The 15,171-nt window shown below is 56.1% G+C and carries 14 protein-coding genes; 7 read left to right on the top strand and 7 right to left on the bottom strand.

Translation table 11 applies throughout. The features are described 5' to 3' along the window. Positions 1 to 60: 60 nt before the first annotated feature. Positions 61 to 471, bottom strand: coding sequence for a DUF5318 family protein (locus BMZ01_RS09350; RefSeq protein WP_092286744.1), 411 nt, complete (start codon positions 469 to 471; stop codon positions 61 to 63). A 192-nt stretch (positions 472 to 663) separates the two neighbouring features. Between BMZ01_RS09350 and BMZ01_RS09355 the strand changes: the two genes are divergently transcribed. The 5 genes from BMZ01_RS09355 to BMZ01_RS09375 all read left to right on the top strand — a co-directional run bounded on the left by BMZ01_RS09355 (position 664) and on the right by BMZ01_RS09375 (position 5,445). Next, a complete protein-coding gene (locus BMZ01_RS09355; RefSeq protein WP_092286746.1) occupies positions 664 to 1,752 on the top strand; it encodes an inositol-3-phosphate synthase in 1,089 nt (362 codons plus the stop codon). Positions 1,753 to 2,451: 699 nt separating this feature from the next. Beyond that, complete coding sequence (locus BMZ01_RS09360) at positions 2,452 to 2,916, top strand: MarR family winged helix-turn-helix transcriptional regulator (protein WP_092286748.1); 465 nt, start codon at positions 2,452 to 2,454, stop codon at positions 2,914 to 2,916. 235 nt (positions 2,917 to 3,151) lie between these two features. Beyond that, positions 3,152 to 4,180, top strand: coding sequence for a universal stress protein (locus BMZ01_RS09365; protein WP_223845953.1), 1,029 nt, complete (start codon positions 3,152 to 3,154; stop codon positions 4,178 to 4,180). A gap of 29 nt (positions 4,181 to 4,209) precedes the next feature. Next, on the top strand, positions 4,210 to 4,869 hold the full coding sequence (locus BMZ01_RS09370; RefSeq protein ID WP_092286752.1) for an SDR family oxidoreductase: 660 nt from the start codon (positions 4,210 to 4,212) through the stop codon (positions 4,867 to 4,869). Between the two features lie 78 nt (positions 4,870 to 4,947). Next, on the top strand, positions 4,948 to 5,445 hold the full coding sequence (locus tag BMZ01_RS09375; protein ID WP_092286754.1) for a hypothetical protein: 498 nt from the start codon (positions 4,948 to 4,950) through the stop codon (positions 5,443 to 5,445). Between the two features lie 232 nt (positions 5,446 to 5,677). Here BMZ01_RS09375 and BMZ01_RS09380 read toward each other — a convergent pair whose 3' ends face one another. Further along, positions 5,678 to 7,195 (bottom strand): DUF1846 domain-containing protein, encoded by a 1,518-nt coding sequence (locus BMZ01_RS09380; protein WP_092286756.1) that lies wholly within the window; start codon positions 7,193 to 7,195, stop codon positions 5,678 to 5,680. A 272-nt stretch (positions 7,196 to 7,467) separates the two neighbouring features. On the opposite strand from BMZ01_RS09380, the gene BMZ01_RS09385 reads away from it, so the two are divergent. Both BMZ01_RS09385 and BMZ01_RS09390 read left to right on the top strand, forming a co-directional pair. Beyond that, positions 7,468 to 8,280: an Fpg/Nei family DNA glycosylase gene (locus BMZ01_RS09385; RefSeq protein WP_092286818.1), complete on the top strand. Its 813-nt coding sequence runs from the start codon at positions 7,468 to 7,470 to the stop codon at positions 8,278 to 8,280. A gap of 10 nt (positions 8,281 to 8,290) precedes the next feature. Further along, the gene (locus tag BMZ01_RS09390) at positions 8,291 to 10,243 is read left to right on the top strand and encodes a bifunctional ADP-dependent NAD(P)H-hydrate dehydratase/NAD(P)H-hydrate epimerase (protein ID WP_092286758.1); all 1,953 of its coding nucleotides are present in this window, start codon (positions 8,291 to 8,293) and stop codon (positions 10,241 to 10,243) included. A gap of 26 nt (positions 10,244 to 10,269) precedes the next feature. On the opposite strand, the gene BMZ01_RS09395 is transcribed toward BMZ01_RS09390, so the two are convergent. The 5 genes from BMZ01_RS09395 to BMZ01_RS09415 form a co-directional block, all read right to left on the bottom strand. Then, entirely contained in the window at positions 10,270 to 11,118 is an 849-nt protein-coding gene (locus BMZ01_RS09395; RefSeq protein ID WP_092286760.1) for an ABC transporter ATP-binding protein, read from the bottom strand. Then, positions 11,115 to 12,128 (bottom strand): FecCD family ABC transporter permease, encoded by a 1,014-nt coding sequence (locus BMZ01_RS09400; protein ID WP_092286762.1) that lies wholly within the window; start codon positions 12,126 to 12,128, stop codon positions 11,115 to 11,117. The genes BMZ01_RS09395 and BMZ01_RS09400 overlap by 4 nt, the downstream gene beginning before the upstream one ends. Next, complete coding sequence (locus tag BMZ01_RS09405; protein WP_092286820.1) at positions 12,125 to 13,144, bottom strand: FecCD family ABC transporter permease; 1,020 nt, start codon at positions 13,142 to 13,144, stop codon at positions 12,125 to 12,127. Before BMZ01_RS09405 ends, BMZ01_RS09400 begins: the two co-directional genes overlap by 4 nt. 140 nt (positions 13,145 to 13,284) lie before the next feature. Beyond that, positions 13,285 to 14,247: an ABC transporter substrate-binding protein gene (locus BMZ01_RS09410; RefSeq protein ID WP_223845960.1), complete on the bottom strand. Its 963-nt coding sequence runs from the start codon at positions 14,245 to 14,247 to the stop codon at positions 13,285 to 13,287. Between the two features lie 124 nt (positions 14,248 to 14,371). Further along, a complete protein-coding gene (locus BMZ01_RS09415; RefSeq protein ID WP_092286766.1) occupies positions 14,372 to 15,097 on the bottom strand; it encodes an excalibur calcium-binding domain-containing protein in 726 nt (241 codons plus the stop codon). Positions 15,098 to 15,171 lie beyond the last annotated feature (74 nt).

Raw genomic sequence — 15,171 nt, forward strand, 5'->3', positions numbered from 1 at the left:
CAGGGGGTGAAGGCTATGCCACACCTTGGCTGTTTTAGTACGCGAGATTGGGTTTTTAATTTAGCCGCGTACTGCTTCAGCGGTGGCGTTAAGGAAATTCCACCGACAGCGCGGACATACCTCCACCCAATGCACGCTTAAGGGTTCGGCCTTGGAAGAACGCTGAAAAACTTGGTCAATCAGTGCTTCTAATTCCGCTTCACTTCGGGCAGTCCCAGATGGGTTTTCCACTAGCTCCCCAGCCACCGTGGCACTTGGTGCGGAGGCCCCATACACCCACATCACGTCTTTTAAGGGTTTGCCGCAGATCGGGCAGGGTGTGGGGCTTTCTTCGCCATGAAATTCCGCGGCCGCCACCAAGATGCCATCGGCATCGCAGACATCTTCTCTTTCAATCAGCCCAGCTTTGAGCCGGCGCAGTACGCGACGGCGTTGCAGCGCATGGGAGAGAAGATTGCGATAAGCGGGCACGGTACCCCATCTAAGCACACTCCCTTTAAGTGGTGAGGGTGAGAGGAAGCACAGCGGATCTTGAACGGTACAGGCAGTGGCCCTTCCCCCAAAGCCCAGTTTGCTGGCATAACGTTGCCTCCGGGTAGCACGAGTCTTTCGCGTGCCCATTTTCAATTACGCAAGACCACTCTTCATAAGGAGCAATTCATCGTGGGCAAGAAGGTCAGGGTAGCCATCGCCGGCGTCGGCAACTGTGCTACCTCGCTGGTGCAGGGCGTCGAGTTCTACCGGGATACCCCGGATGATCAGAAGGTCCCTGGGCTCATGCATGTGCGCTTTGGTGACTATCACATCAGCGATGTTGAATTCGTCGCTGCTTTCGATGTGGATGCCGCCAAGGTCGGCAAAGACCTATCCGAGGCACTGGATGCCTCCCGCAACTGCACCATCAAAATCGCAGATGTGCCCAACACCGGTGTCACCGTTCAGCGCGGCCCCACCTACGACGGCTTGGGCACGCACTACCACCAAGCCATCACCGAATCTGATGCAGAGCCGGTAGATGTGGCCCAGGCACTGAAGGATGCCAAGGTGGATGTGTTGGTCTCCTATCTGCCGGTGGGTTCGGAAGAAGCCGATAAGTTCTATGCCCAAGCTGCCATCGACGCGGGCTGTGCCTTCGTCAATGCGCTGCCGGTATTTATTGCTTCTGATCCGGAGTGGGCCAAGAAATTCGAAGACGCTGGTCTGCCCATCGTTGGTGATGACATTAAGTCCCAGGTGGGGGCCACTATTACGCACCGCGTGCTCGCCAAGCTCTTTGAAGACCGTGGCGTGCGCCTAGAGCGCACCATGCAGCTCAATGTGGGCGGCAATATGGACTTCATGAATATGTTGGACCGCAACCGCCTGGAGTCCAAGAAGATCTCCAAGACCCAAGCGGTGACCTCCAACCTCAAGGAAGGTCCACTGGCCGGCAAGATCAATGACCGCAATGTCCACATTGGCCCCAGTGACTATGTGGAATGGCTCGATGACCGCAAGTGGGCTTATGTGCGCCTAGAAGGCTCCGCCTTCGGCGAGGTTCCTTTGAACCTGGAGTACAAGCTTGAGGTCTGGGACTCTCCTAACTCCGCCGGCATCATCATTGATGCGGTGCGCGCCGCCAAGATCGCTCTTGATCGTGGGGTTGCTGGCCCGGTTCTGCCCGCTAGCTCCTATTTGATGAAGTCCCCGCCAGAGCAGCTCGGTGATGATGAAGCGCGTGCTCGCCTGGAGAAGTTCATCTCCGAGGAGTAGTCCATACGCTGTGAGCCACTCTAAGGCGCGGGAGCTCCATACCCCCTTACTCCCCCGCCTGTGGGTGGCACTACCCCACTGTCTCATAAAGTCCTATGAAATCCGGACCTTAGATAGCTTCTTGGTGTGCCCCACCACATTCAGATAGCCCCTCTTGAACTCTGTTCCCACCTTTGAGAGTAACTAATCACCGGGTCACCAAAGGACTTCCAGGCGCCTCCCTACCGGAACTAATAGTTAAGACTCCGAAAACTCGAAAGCCGGACTTAAGTAAGTTCACAAGCGCGTTCCTAACGTTAGGTCACCCCAGTTCAGCCGATGTTTCCACCAGGTGCACATTCACGCCTAGCGCCCACCACAGCACCTCAATAGTTCAAGTGACTTATTTGGTTTGTAGCGAGAAACTATCGCTGTTTAAGTACCGGCCTTGCGCTTTGGGGTAGCTTATGCACATCGTTTAGCCAGCAGGTAAAGAAAGCTTTTAGTTAGCCCAAAATTAGCACTGTACAAATTAGCTCTAAATTGTATCGCCAGTTCCGCACTTGACGCGTTTAACCAATATTTTCGCAGGTCACGGCTAAGGCAACCATTAGTGTGCAGACGCTTAGGTTACTTAGATACTGCGGTGGAAGAACTTCTGAACCGCCGTGTAGCGCGAGTGAATATCACGAACCTAGAATTTCGGTCTATCATGAACACATGAGTTCCCCCAGTCCAGAGGATATTGCTCGCCGCATCCGTCCGGCGATGACGAAGCTATATGTCATGTATTTCCGTATTGCTGAGCAATCGGATCTCACCGGCCCACAGTTATCGATCATGACGCGGCTTCAGGAAAACGGCCCCTCCCGCATTAGTCAGATAGCGCGCGAGGAAGGCATCCGCATGCCTACCGCCTCGAATGCGCTGCACCAACTTGAGCAGCGTGGCCTCGTTGAGCGCCTCCGCGATACCTCCGACCGCCGCGGCGTTCGAGTTCGCCTCACCGTCCAAGGCTCCGATGAGCTTGCCCGCGTAGGCGAAGAGCGCATCCAATACCTAGCGGAGATGCTTTCTTCCCTTAATGAAGAGCAACTACGCGCCGCTGATGAAATCACCGACGTCATTAATGCGCTGGCTGAATCCTACGGTGGACAGCACCTGCTCAAACCCGAGGCTTCCTAAGAGGAATCCCAGCGCGGAACTCTGTAACCACTGCTCTGAAGCTTTCGCTCTCGTCATCTTCACCACGTCTTTCACCCTCGTACTCGCCCCAGGTGAGTATGGGGGTTGTTTTTCTTGAGTTCTTCCCACAACCTTCCCGACATGTTTAAGCTAGGAAGCAGCATGATGAAGTCCCGTAGGGCACATGCGTACAGCGCAGAGATTCTCATGCTGGAATCCTTCCTTCCCTCTCGTGATGAGTGAGGCAACACCCAATATGTCGGAAGAGGCATTAGCCGCCACGCCGGAACCCACGGCTAGCGCAAAGTCGAGCAACACCCGGCTTATCGCACCCCAGGAATGCATCCGCGTTCTCGTGGCTCTCCGCCCCGGTGATGATGGAGCTGAGCCCTGCGAGTTCGCAGCGTGGATCGCTCGCACCTCAAAAATGCGGGTTAGGGTGCGTGCGGTGACCACTTTCGTTCGCCCTTGGCCGGCTGTCTCCTTAGCCAAGCTCGGCGGCAAATACCGCAAGTGGGTGAAAAAAGAAGCCCATACCTCACGCGCCACCGTGAAAAAAGCACTCCATAATGCTGGTATCCCCAAGGAACAGTGGGATGAAGAATTCTCGGTTTTCCGCGATGGCCCTTCTGAGTCCTTATTGCTCACTGAAGAAGCCAATGCTTTCCACGCAGACCTCATCATTCTTGGTTCCGATGCCGCCGCAGCTAAGGGACGTTTCTTAGTCAGCAGCACCGCCGATGCCATGTTGCACTCCTCCCCACAACCCTTAGGGCTGGTACCTCGTGCCGTAAAGCTCAGCAAACGTGGTGTCACACGCGTGAACTTCGCTTTCTTGGAGACCTTCGAGATCGACGAACCCTCTCTCCTGCTTGCTGCTGCCTGGGCTGATCTTTGGGAAGTTCCACTACGGCTGCTCGCCTTCTCCCCCGAAGGCCTGGTGGATTCGCCACGTACCGACACTTTGGATCTTGCCGCAGAGCTGGGAGATCCCTGGCGGGAACATTCCCTGGCAATGTTGGATCGTGGCGGCGATATTGTCGGTCAGCACTTCCCGAAGCTCACCGTAAATACCGATATTGGTACCGGCACCGGATGGTCCGGCGCGGTGGATTCCTTGAAGTGGAAGAAGGGCGATCTGCTCTATCTCGCCTCTCATCCCATGGGGCCCCTGGAGCGCGTATTTATTGGCTCGACGGCCACCGAGTTCCTCCGGCACGTCAGCGTTCCCGTGGTGGTGCACCCCACCGCACATAATGCTTAAAACAAAACCTCAAAGGACACCCTAGATCTATGAAAGCCCTCGTTACTGGTGCTAGCAGCGGCGTTGGTTTAGCAATTACCCGCGAACTTCTCAATACCTACCCAGATATCGAAATCATCGCGCAATATAACTCCCAACGCCCAGAGATAGAAGATGAACGCCTGCACACCTGGCAATCAGATTTCACCCAACCCCTAGCAGACCTTCCTGCTGTGGGCGATAGCCTTGACCTACTCATTCACTGCGCCGGGGTATGCCCACTAGGTAGTTGTGCCGAGAGCACCAGGGCACAGTGGGAAGAGGCCATGTCAGTTAACCTGCATTCCCCTGCTGAACTTACCGCTGCACTTCTCCCTCAGCTTAAGAAAGCCGGTGCGCACGTTATCTACATCAACTCCGGGGCGGGCATGAACACCCGCCCACTATGGGGCGCTTACTCGGCTAGTAAATTCGCGGCCCGCGCCTGGTGTGAGGCTTTACGCCAAGAAAACCCAGAGATCCGCGTGAGCTCTATTTACCCCGGTCGCATCGCTACCCCAATGCAAGAAAAGGTAGTGGAGTTCCTCGGCGAAACTTGGAATCCGAGTAAGTATCTTTCCGTTGATAGCGTGAAGGCCGCGGCCATGGCTTTAGTAAAGGCGCCGGCGGATTGCCAACCCCAGGATATTGTTCTGCGCCCCCGGGGCTAGCTCTTTGGGGGTCAGTGAAATGTACGAATGCGCGATTGGGGGCTGAGACTCTGGCCTTAAGGGGCTATGCTCAATCACATGGCTAAGGACAGGCGAAAGGGTTTCCTCGAACATCCGGAAAATGATCTGAGCATCGACGCGGATTTTGCGAACCTTCGACCCCCGGAGCCGCACTCTTTAGAGGAGCTTGCGACCTCGGAGGATCCGGTGGTTGCCTTTGAGCGCAACCAGTATTCCACGCGCCAAGCCATCATCTATGCCGTGGCTTCCCCGGTGATCCTGCTTGTTTTTGCCGCGATTTTGGCATTTATCTTCCGGCTCCAGGGCGGGGAGTTCTGCGATAACGGGCCGGCACGTTTTATTTGTAGCCGCCAAGCACAACTGTGGTGGCCGATTATGACCAGTATTGTTGCACTCGCCAGCCCGATCGGCTGCGCCATCATCATGGTTTATAAACTGCGACACTACACTCGCTGGCGCCCCTGGATGGGAGCGTTCTGGTTCTTGGTTCCCATGAGCATGCTGTGGATGACCACAGTGCTGCCCATCGCTATCCTGGGCAAGACCATGTTCTAAGTCTATGGCCTAAAGTCATCACTAGAGGGCACGTACACCACTGAAGGTGCACGTGCCCTTTTCAATAAGAAAACTAGTTGCCCGTGAGGTATTGGGGAAATACCGACTTTAACTAGCAAAGTTCGCACAATTGCGCCACAGTCCTCACGCACCGAGGAACCCCCCTTATTGAAAATACCCGGTTTGCACACTGTGGTGGGCAAACCGGGTATTGGTCTGAATTCTTCAGCGCTTAGCGCTTGCGATATAGCGCCTTGCGTTGGTACTTCGCTTCGCTGGTGACCAACATGCCGAGGTTGCGGAAGATCCCTTCATCCACGGAACCCAAGATGGTCGTGGTGTGCACATCGCAGCCACGCAGGTTCTTTAATTCCGCTAATGCTTGGCGTGCATATTCATCATTGGCAGCACTTACTGATAAAGCGATGAGCACTTCGTCTGTGTGCAGGCGGGGGTTTCGTGAACCCAGGTGCCTGGTTTTAAGGGTTTGGATGGGCTCGATCGCTGCCGGGGCTAGAAGATCAATATTCGTCGGGATATTGGCCAGATGCTTCAACGCATTGAGCAACATCGCAGCAGAGCATCCTAGAAGCTCAGAGGTTTTACCAACAATGACGGTGCCATCCGCTAATTCCATGGCACTAGCTGGGGCGCCGGTTTCTTCCTCGAGTGCCACAGCAGGGGCAACCACTCGGCGGTCGGAGGTAGTGCAGCCGGCTTTACTCATCACCATGGCGACGCGGTGGCTGAAGGTGTCATCACGTTCATTGCGGCGTTCATCTACCAAGGCTTGGTAGTAGCGCCGGATAATCTCCTGGTGTGCAGCATCCCGGCAGACCTCATCATCGCTAATGCAATAGCCCGCCATATTCACGCCCATATCAGTGGGGGATTGATAAGGGGAGTGGCCAGATAGTTTTTCTAGCAGCACCTTAAGCAGCGGGAAGACTTCCACATCGCGGTTATAGCTGGTGACTTGTTCACCATAGGCTGCCAGGTGGAAGGGGTCGATGAGATTAATGTCATCAAGATCCACGGTGGCTGCCTCATAGGCGAGGTTCACCGGATGCTCCAGCGGAAGATTCCAAATGGGGAAGGTCTCAAACTTGGCATAACCGGCGGTAATGCCGCGCTGATGGTCGTGGTAAATCTGCGAGAGGCAGGTGGCGAGCTTGCCTGATCCTGGTCCCGGCGCAGTAATCACAATGAGTTCGCGGCTGGTTTCCACATACTCGTTTAAGCCGAAGCCTTCATCAGAGACAATGCGTTCAGTGTTGCTGGGGTAGCCGGGGATAATGCGGTGGCGAGCCACTTTGATGCCTAGGCGGGTGAGGCGCTCAATGAATTCGCGGGCTACCTGGTTATCGTCTTTAAGCTGGGTGATCACCACATTGTCGACCATGAATCCGCGTTCCCGGAACACATCAATGAGCCGCAGGACGTCTTCCTCATAGGGGATATTGAGGTCGGCGCGCATTTTCTTGCGCTCTAGGTCTTTGGCGTTAACGCAGACAATGATTTCCATATCATCGCGGAGCTTTTCCAGCATGGCGATTTTATTGTCTGGGGTAAAGCCTGGGAGGACGCGGGAGGCGTGCAGATCATCGAAGAGTTTGCCACCCATTTCTAGGTAGAGTTTGCCGCCGATTTCTTCGCGTCTTTCGTGGATATGCTGCGATTGCATCTCGATATAGCGTTCGCGGTCAAAGCCGATCGCATGGTTGGTGCTCTTCGGCGGGTGCTGCGGCATAACGTAGCTCTCCAAAATGTGGTGAGGATGTGTCTCTGGTGAGCTGCCTTGAGAAGTGGATGTGGGCACCAGTTGGTGATGTCCTGACAACCCCAGCTAAGCAGTCTCTGTACACCCTACCCCGGGCACTGTGGTACTCCCGAAAGAATTGTGGTTGAGCTGCACAGATGGCGTTCTTCTGCGCGAAGTAGCTGAAGGAGCGCTTAGAATCGGGTGATGTGCCTGAAGGTCATGTTATTCATCGTCTTGCCCGGGAATTCAATGCTGCCTTCATGGGGCAATCACCGCATCTGAGTTCCCCGCAGGGCCGCTTCGGTGTGGAAGCCGCCAGCTTAGATGGAGCGGCCTTTGATCATGCTTCTGCTCATGGCAAGCATCTTTTCTTACACTTCGATAGCCCACACCCGGCGAATATCATTTGGGTGCATTTGGGCCTGATTGGTTCCTTCAGGTTTAGTGCCCTGGGTGAGCCGGAGGGGCAGGTGCGCCTGCGAATTAATAATGATGATGTGGCTGCGGATCTGCGGGGGCCGCAGTGGTGTCGCTTGATTACGGAGGCGGAGGAGGAAGCGGCCTTAGCGAAGTTGGGTGCGGATCCTTTGCGAGAGGATGCTGATCCCACGGCAACGCATAAGAAGGTGTTGGCTTCTAAGCGCAGCATTGGATCTTTGTTGATGGATCAGTCGTTATATGCCGGGGTCGGAAACATTTATCGGGCGGAGGTGCTGTTTCGACAAGGGATTGATCCGCGGACTGAAGGGCGGCAGCTAAAACCTGCAGAGTTGCGTAAGATCTGGGATGACTTAGTTGAGCTCATGCACGAGGGGGTGCTGCAGGGCAGGATTGACACGGTGTATCCACAACACACACCAGAGGCGATGCATCGTGCACCACGTAAAGATGACCACGGTGGGGAAGTGTATGTGTATCGGCGGACGGGCCAACCGTGCTTAGTGTGCGGGAACCCAATCAGAATTGCGGAGCTCGAGGGACGCAATCTTTTCTGGTGCGCGCGGTGTCAGCGCCGCGGGCGGAACCGCAAGATAAAGACAACCCCAGCCACACGATCTCGAAAATGCAATTAAAGGAGAACCTATGGCTAGGCCTTGTTATAACGTCGAACAAATTCGTGAGGTAGAAAAAGACCTACTGGATAGGCAGCGGAAACCAGATGAGTTAATGATTGTGGCGTCGCGAGCGGTGGCGACCATTTCTGCGCAGATTTTGGAGAAAATGTGGCGGCCGTATACGGGGTCGGGTTCGACGATTTTGGTTTTGGCGGGTGCGGGCGGCAATGGAGGGGATGCGTTGTATGCGGGCGCATTAATGGCGAAGAATCTGGAGAGAGCTGAAGTTATTGGTGTTTTGACTGATGATCGGCAGCGGGTGCATGCCCCGGCGTTGAAAGCGTTTAAGGAGGCTGGGTGCCGGGTGTGGGATCCGAAGTTTAAGGCTGAGGATCTGATGGAGCGATTCCCCTTTGACCTGATCATTGATGGAATGTTAGGGATTGGGGGCAAGGGTGCGTTGCGGGGGCGCGCGAAGGAGTGGGCGAAGCAAGTAAATATTTTTGCCGCGGATCCGAAGCATCATGCGAAGGTGATTGCGGTGGATATACCTTCGGGAATTGATACGGATACCGGGAATGCGGGGGCGGAACCGGCGACATTAAGTGAGATTAAGAAGCTGGGTTGTGGCTGGAAGAAGCCGAGCCCTTATGAGGGGGATTTTATTTCCGCGGATTACACCATCAGTTTTGGTGGGCCGAAGCGCGCGAATGCAGTGAACCCGCATTGTGGGCGGGTCATCGTGACGCAATTGCATTTAGATATTGATGCTTATACCCCGCCACAGGATGATATTTGGGAGATGCAGTTTGAGTTAAGGCGTCGTTTTGATCCGGTGCGGCAGGTGCATTTGCTGCAGATTAATCCCTGGAAATCCGGCGATATTGGGTTGCGTGTTAATGAGGGCGAGATTTTGGAGCCTTCGGCGACGGCCAATAAATACAGTGGGGGAGTGGTGGCTATCCATGCTGGTAGCCAGGCGTATCCGGGGGCTGCGGTCTTAGCTTGTGGTGGGGCGGTGCATGCGACATCCTCGATGGTGCGTTATGTGGGCCCGCATAGTGAGGGGGTGATTGCGCGCTATCCGGAGGTAGTGGTTGCACCCGATTTTGATTCCTGTGGCAGTGTGCAGGCCCGGGTGGTGGGGCCGGGGAGTTTTGATGCAGATGGTCGCATCCCGGATTTTGAGAAGATTCTTTTGGCCCCGGAGACGGTGGTGATTGACGCGGATGCTTTAACGGCTTTGGCTAAGGATGAGCAACTGCGCCGGCTGCTGCAGGAACGTCAAGGACAGGGAGTCTTAACCCCGCATGATGGAGAATTCCTTCGCCTCTTAGAGGGCTTTGGGATTGATATCAATCCGGGGGCGGATCGGATTGGGGCGGCCCAGGCCTTGGCGGCGGCTACTGGCTGCGCGGTGGTGGTGAAAGGCCGGGTGACGTTGTTGGCGGCACCGCCGTCGCGGAAGGATTCCCTGTGGAACACCAAGCCTTATGTGGTGGGGGTGGATGTGGGCCATAGTTGGTTGGCGACCCCGGGTTCTGGGGATGTGTTTGCTGGCATGTTAGGTGCTTTTGTGGCGCGCCGGCAATGGAATGGTGAGCCGGTTGACTATCTGGCTGCCACTGAGCGGGTCATTGCGATGCATGCCATTGCGGGTCGGCTAGCTGCGCAAACACCTTTTGGGCAGGGGCCGATTGCAGCGAGTGAGATTATTAAGCACATCCAATCAGCCGCTGCGTTGACCAGTATTCAACCGGTACGCCGCGGGCTGGGGATGGCTTTGGAGGGCATCACCGCGGTGGGTTTGACCCCCGATGGTCCAGAAGATGAAACCGGAATTGATAGTGGCGGAAACCTGGAAGAAAAGCTCACCCCGGAGCAATTCCAGAAGCTTAAGAAGCTGACCGCCACGGATTCCTTGGAGCGGCTACTCGCCGAGCTGGGGCTTTCCTTGCGGGATCTTCAAGAAGATGAGTAGCGCAGGGGAGGGTTAAGCTAATACCCTTATTCTGGCTGCATAACGGTATCCGGAATGGGGATGCGCCTTCCGGAATACGGGTCAGTGACATTAAGGCAATCCACTTGGAAGATCTCTTTAATGAGGTCTTCCGTGAGGGTGCCATTGACCTCTCCGGCGCGAATGATTTCCCCGGAGTGCATGGCCACCACATGCTCAGCAAAGCGTGCTGCTTGGCTCATGTCATGCAGCACCATCACCACGGTGCGGCCTTCTTTACCTAAGGAAGCCACCAGCTCCAAGACCCCCAATTGGTAGGCGGGGTCCAGGTAGGTGGTGGGTTCATCAAGCAGCAGGATGGGTGCGTCTTGGGCCAAGGTCATGGCGATCCACACGCGTTGTTGCTGGCCACCGGATAAACCTTCGGCCGGTTCGTGGAGAAGGTCGGTCACCCCGGCACGTTCAGCGGCGGCGTGGACGATCTGCCAATCCTGCTTCCTTAAAGAGGCAAAGGCGCCGGTGTAGGCATAGCGCCCATAGGCAATGAGCTCTTCTACCAGCAGCCCGTCTGGTGGGATGGGTTGTTGGGGGAGGAAAGCCACGTGGCGAGCGAACTCCCTCGATGGGATCGACCAGGTGGCGCGTTGTCCAAGGAAGGCATCACCAGCACTGGGTTTTAGTTGCCGTCCCAGTACCCGCAATAGGGTTGATTTACCGCAACCATTCGGCCCAATCAATGCAGTAACTTTGCCTTGGGGGATCTCAAGGTCCACGCTGTTTAAGATCAGTGGACCACCGTAGCCAGCGGAGACACCCTCCACGCGCAGCTGTTCCGAAGAGATAGGTGCAGCAGAGCTACTCCTTGAGTTCTTCTGATACTTCGGGTTTGTGGTCATGCGGCACGCACCTTCGTTAAACGCAGCAAAAGATAAATGAAGTAGGGGGCACCAACAATGGCAATCAGTGCGCCCACCGGGATCTCAGTGGGGGCAAAAGCCCAACGCCCAAAGGCATCACAGCCCACCACCAAGGTGGCGCCGGCAAGCAAAGCCACCGGGATTTGACGGCGGAGTTTCCGGCCCACCAACATGCGGGCGGCATGCGGCACGATCAGCCCAGCAAAACCCAACACCCCAGCCCCAGCAACTGCGCCGGCGCTGGCAATAATCGCCAACCCAATGGCCACTAAACGCCACACCGCGGCGCGCCCACCAATACCGGCCATGGTGGAGTCATCGAGCGACAAAATATCCAGGTGCTTCGCCAAAATCAGCACCATCACCGCAACCCCTAAAATCAGTGGGGAAGTGATGATGGCATCCGGCAGGGTGCGAGCATAAAGCGAACCTTTTAGCCAGGTCATCGCCGCACCAGCTTCCGGTGCGGCGCGCACCAAAAGCAACTTTGTCAGCGCAGCTAAGCCCACGGATAGGGCCACACCGGTCAGCGTTAAACGCACCGGGGAGGACACTCCCTTCCCGGATAAAATAATCACGATCAAAGCCCCGACTAGCGACCCCACCAAAGCCGCGGGAGTAAGTATCCAAGCCGGTGGGTTAACAGAGGTCAACAGCACAACGACCGCAGCTAACCCACCACCAGCGGTCACGCCAACAGTATCGGGGGCGGCCATCGGGTTTCTTAAACCCAGCTGCAATAAACATCCAGATATCGCCATACCCATGCCCGCTAAGGCACCCACCAACAAGCGGGGGAAGCGGTATTTCCAAATTAAAGAATCACCCTGCACCAGGCCTTGGATTACTTCCCGCGGTGGTGTGTGTACGGCACCTAAGCCTAGGGCCAACACCACGGTCGCTAAAAAGGCCACCAGCAGGATCCCCAGGATCACACTTAAAGAACGTGCCGATGTCGCGGTCGGGGGGTGTGCTTTGCGAGGTGTCATACGCGCTCACCTCCTATGGTGGCCCTGGCTGCACCCGCAGCTACCTTGGCAGTACCCACGGTGCCACTGGCGCCAACGTGGTTCTTGGCGCTTCGCCCGTGGCGGCGTTGTACCTGCCTAATACCCCAGAGCAGCACCGGTACTCCAACGATGGAGGTCACAATGCCCACCGGAGTTTCCGCTGGTGCCCACAACCATTGCGCAATGGAATCAGCCAAAAGCAAAACCGCCGCACCGCTAAGCGCCGCAACCGGGATACCCCAACGGTGTCGCGGCCCGCATAAGCGGTGCGCCACCACCGCAGAAAGCAAGCCTAGAAAACCAATCGGTCCGGCGGCCGCCACACAAGGTGCAATTAATAGCACTGCCACCGTCGTGGCAATCAGCCGCAGCCGTGCCGGGCGCGCACCGATGGCGCTGGCCACGGAATCCCCAATGGCTAGGGCATCGAAACCGCGCGCACCCCACCACACCACCGGCACCACCAGCACGCTGATCACCAAGGCTGGGATCAGATCAGGCAGGCGGATACCACCCAGTTTGCCGGAAAGCCAGGACAACACTGTCACTAATTGGGCTTCATCTAACACCAAAACAATGGCGGTAATGGCACTGAGCATGGCAGATACCGCTAAACCTAAAAGCAGCATGCGTTGGATCGCCACCACGCCACTGAGATCCCCGTGCCCGCCGCGCAAGCCCACCATCACGGTGATGCTGGCAGCAGCAATCGCCCCCAGCAGTCCACCAGGTAGTAATGCGGCAGCGCCTTGGGCTGGGGTGAGTGCCGCCACCGCCACCACGCCTAGGGCTGCGCCAGCATTTACCCCAGTAATTTCGGGGTCAGCTAGCGGGTTACTTGAGGCGGTGCGCAGTAATAACCCCGCGATTCCCAGCACCGCACCCACAATCGTTCCGGCAAGCAGTCGATCGCGCACAATGGCCTGCATTTCCGGGGCTAACCAGGTCGCCTCGGCGGGGACCTCAATATGTGTGAGCCGCCATGCCCACATCATCCCAATGATCAGCAAGCACCCGCCTACCCACAGGGCAAGCGCGACCCGCTGAATGCTAGTGGCAGGGGAGTGCGCGGCAGCAACCGAGTGCGCCTCAGCTACCGAGTCCGCCGCCCCAGCACCAAGCGAGGAGCCTAAGGTCACTTGGCTGTTTCGATAATCTGATCCAGCATCGCTTCTGCCGCTAAGGGACCGCGCGCACGAGACCACACGTCTTGTTCAACCCCGACAATTGTGGGAACTGCCTGCGCGAATGGGGTTTCACGGAAACCATCTACATCCAAATACATGAACAGGACGTCTAGGTTCATCTCCGGCAACTTATCCGCGGTCAACTCCGCTACATCCGTCTTGGACTCAATGTTGGACTTCTCGCCCTCATAGCCATACTCAAAACCAGCATCCTTCAACAAAGACGCCGGGAAGGACGCGTCCACCCAGGTATATAGCGTGTTCTTAGTCCACCCCGCCAACGCGGCACGGGTCCCTGGCTTCACAGCCTTCTTCGCTTCCTCCAGCTTGGCCTTGAGGTCCTCACGAACCTTCTTCGCCTCATCTTCCTTACCCACTTTCGCGGCGATCTCATCCATGGATTTCAGCACATCTTGGTAGGTGGCATCGGAGTACGCCTCGGTCGGAGCGATCTCCTTTAGTTGATCCATAATCGCAGCGTGCCGGGTGGGGCTCGCCAAAATCAGGTCCGGCTCCAGCGAAGAAATAATCTCCAAATTAGGCTGCTTTGCCTGCCCCACAGAGGTGATTTCCGTCAATTTCCCCGCCAAAGTACCGGGCTCCTTGGACTTGCCAATTTCCACAATGCCCACTGGCTTTACGCCCAGCGCGGTCAAAATTTCCTCATAGCGCCAGTCCAGCGCCACAATCTTCTCGACCTTCGAGGTTCCGGTCTCTTGCTTCTCATCCTTCTTATCCGCAGCCCTGCTGGTGGCAGCAGCGTCCTTAGATCCACTGCTACTTTCGGAATTACCACAGGCACTCAACCCAAATGTCAGGGCAACAATTGCAATGATGGCCAGGAGAATTTTCCCGAGAGTGGCAGGTGCGGCTTTTACTATGCTTAGGCTATCCAAATTCTGCATGTGGATGAGCGTAGGCGCAACACCGTGCGAACAGCAAGGGTTTTGACCTCGCACAGGGAAAATCTCACTTGATTATTCAAGCTCTCTGATCAAGAGCAACCACCAAAGATGTACTTGTGTGTATCAATCATTACTTCTCGCACGCTATGCCATCCCCATCACGATCTAAGTGCGGAGCATAACCAGGCTCCCCACGGTAAATCGGGGCGGCCCCGGCATTTTTAGCTTCCTGGCAATTCCGATAATGCACGCTTGCCGGCTGCTGCGCGGGAGGCTGTGCCGGCTGCTGTGCGGGGGGTTGCGCAGGTTCAACTGCCGCAGGTTTAACTACCTCGGGGGCCGGGGCGGGAGCCGGAGGTTCACTGCTGGGTTCTTGATAGAGCAACCCGTGTTGGACCTTTTCCACTGGTTCTTCGGTGGTTGGGGCGGTTTCGGTAGTCGACGTTGCTGAGGAAGAACTCGCAGTTTGTGTACGCGAGGTGGTGCTGAGAACCGTGGTGGATACTTGCGTCGTCACGGTGCTGGTGGTTGTCGCACTATCGCTCTTTGACTGTGCACCTGGGACAATCACCCAACCCACAATGAATAAGAGAACGGGGACGAGAAACACTTTCATGGCGCCGCTGGCAGAAAGCTGTTGGTTTCCGCGCAGACGATCGCGCAGCATCATCGCGAGGATAAAGAAAACAGCAAAAGCACCCACACCCATCAAGATGCACCCAATGAAATTCCCAATGCCACCGCTAAACGCGGCAACTAGGAAGATGAGGCCAATAAAGGCCCCAATCCCAAGGATGATCGTTGGTAGGACACCTAATTTGGAGCCAGTGGTGGGTTGCTGAGAAGGCGTGGGCATTCGTTATCTCTCAGGAGTTGGATGTGTTCATCAACTTATATAAACGATATACCCTGGTTCTTCCAAACTGAGCC

Origin of the sequence: Corynebacterium spheniscorum (assembly GCF_900113445.1) — a bacterium.
GTDB lineage: Bacteria > Actinomycetota > Actinomycetes > Mycobacteriales > Mycobacteriaceae > Corynebacterium > Corynebacterium spheniscorum.

Coding starts and splice junctions, on each gene's coding strand:
- BMZ01_RS09360 (WP_092286748.1), top strand. CDS start 2,452: ATGAGTTCCCCCAGTCCAGAGGATATTGCTCGCCGCATCCGTCCGGCG.
- BMZ01_RS09365 (WP_223845953.1), top strand. CDS start 3,152: ATGAGTGAGGCAACACCCAATATGTCGGAAGAGGCATTAGCCGCCACG.
- BMZ01_RS09370 (WP_092286752.1), top strand. CDS start 4,210: ATGAAAGCCCTCGTTACTGGTGCTAGCAGCGGCGTTGGTTTAGCAATT.
- BMZ01_RS09375 (WP_092286754.1), top strand. CDS start 4,948: ATGGCTAAGGACAGGCGAAAGGGTTTCCTCGAACATCCGGAAAATGAT.
- BMZ01_RS09380 (WP_092286756.1), bottom strand. CDS start 7,195: ATGCCGCAGCACCCGCCGAAGAGCACCAACCATGCGATCGGCTTTGAC.
- BMZ01_RS09385 (WP_092286818.1), top strand. CDS start 7,468: ATGGGGCAATCACCGCATCTGAGTTCCCCGCAGGGCCGCTTCGGTGTG.
- BMZ01_RS09390 (WP_092286758.1), top strand. CDS start 8,291: ATGGCTAGGCCTTGTTATAACGTCGAACAAATTCGTGAGGTAGAAAAA.
- BMZ01_RS09395 (WP_092286760.1), bottom strand. CDS start 11,118: ATGACCACAAACCCGAAGTATCAGAAGAACTCAAGGAGTAGCTCTGCT.
- BMZ01_RS09400 (WP_092286762.1), bottom strand. CDS start 12,128: ATGACACCTCGCAAAGCACACCCCCCGACCGCGACATCGGCACGTTCT.
- BMZ01_RS09405 (WP_092286820.1), bottom strand. CDS start 13,144: ATGATGTGGGCATGGCGGCTCACACATATTGAGGTCCCCGCCGAGGCG.
- BMZ01_RS09415 (WP_092286766.1), bottom strand. CDS start 15,097: ATGCCCACGCCTTCTCAGCAACCCACCACTGGCTCCAAATTAGGTGTC.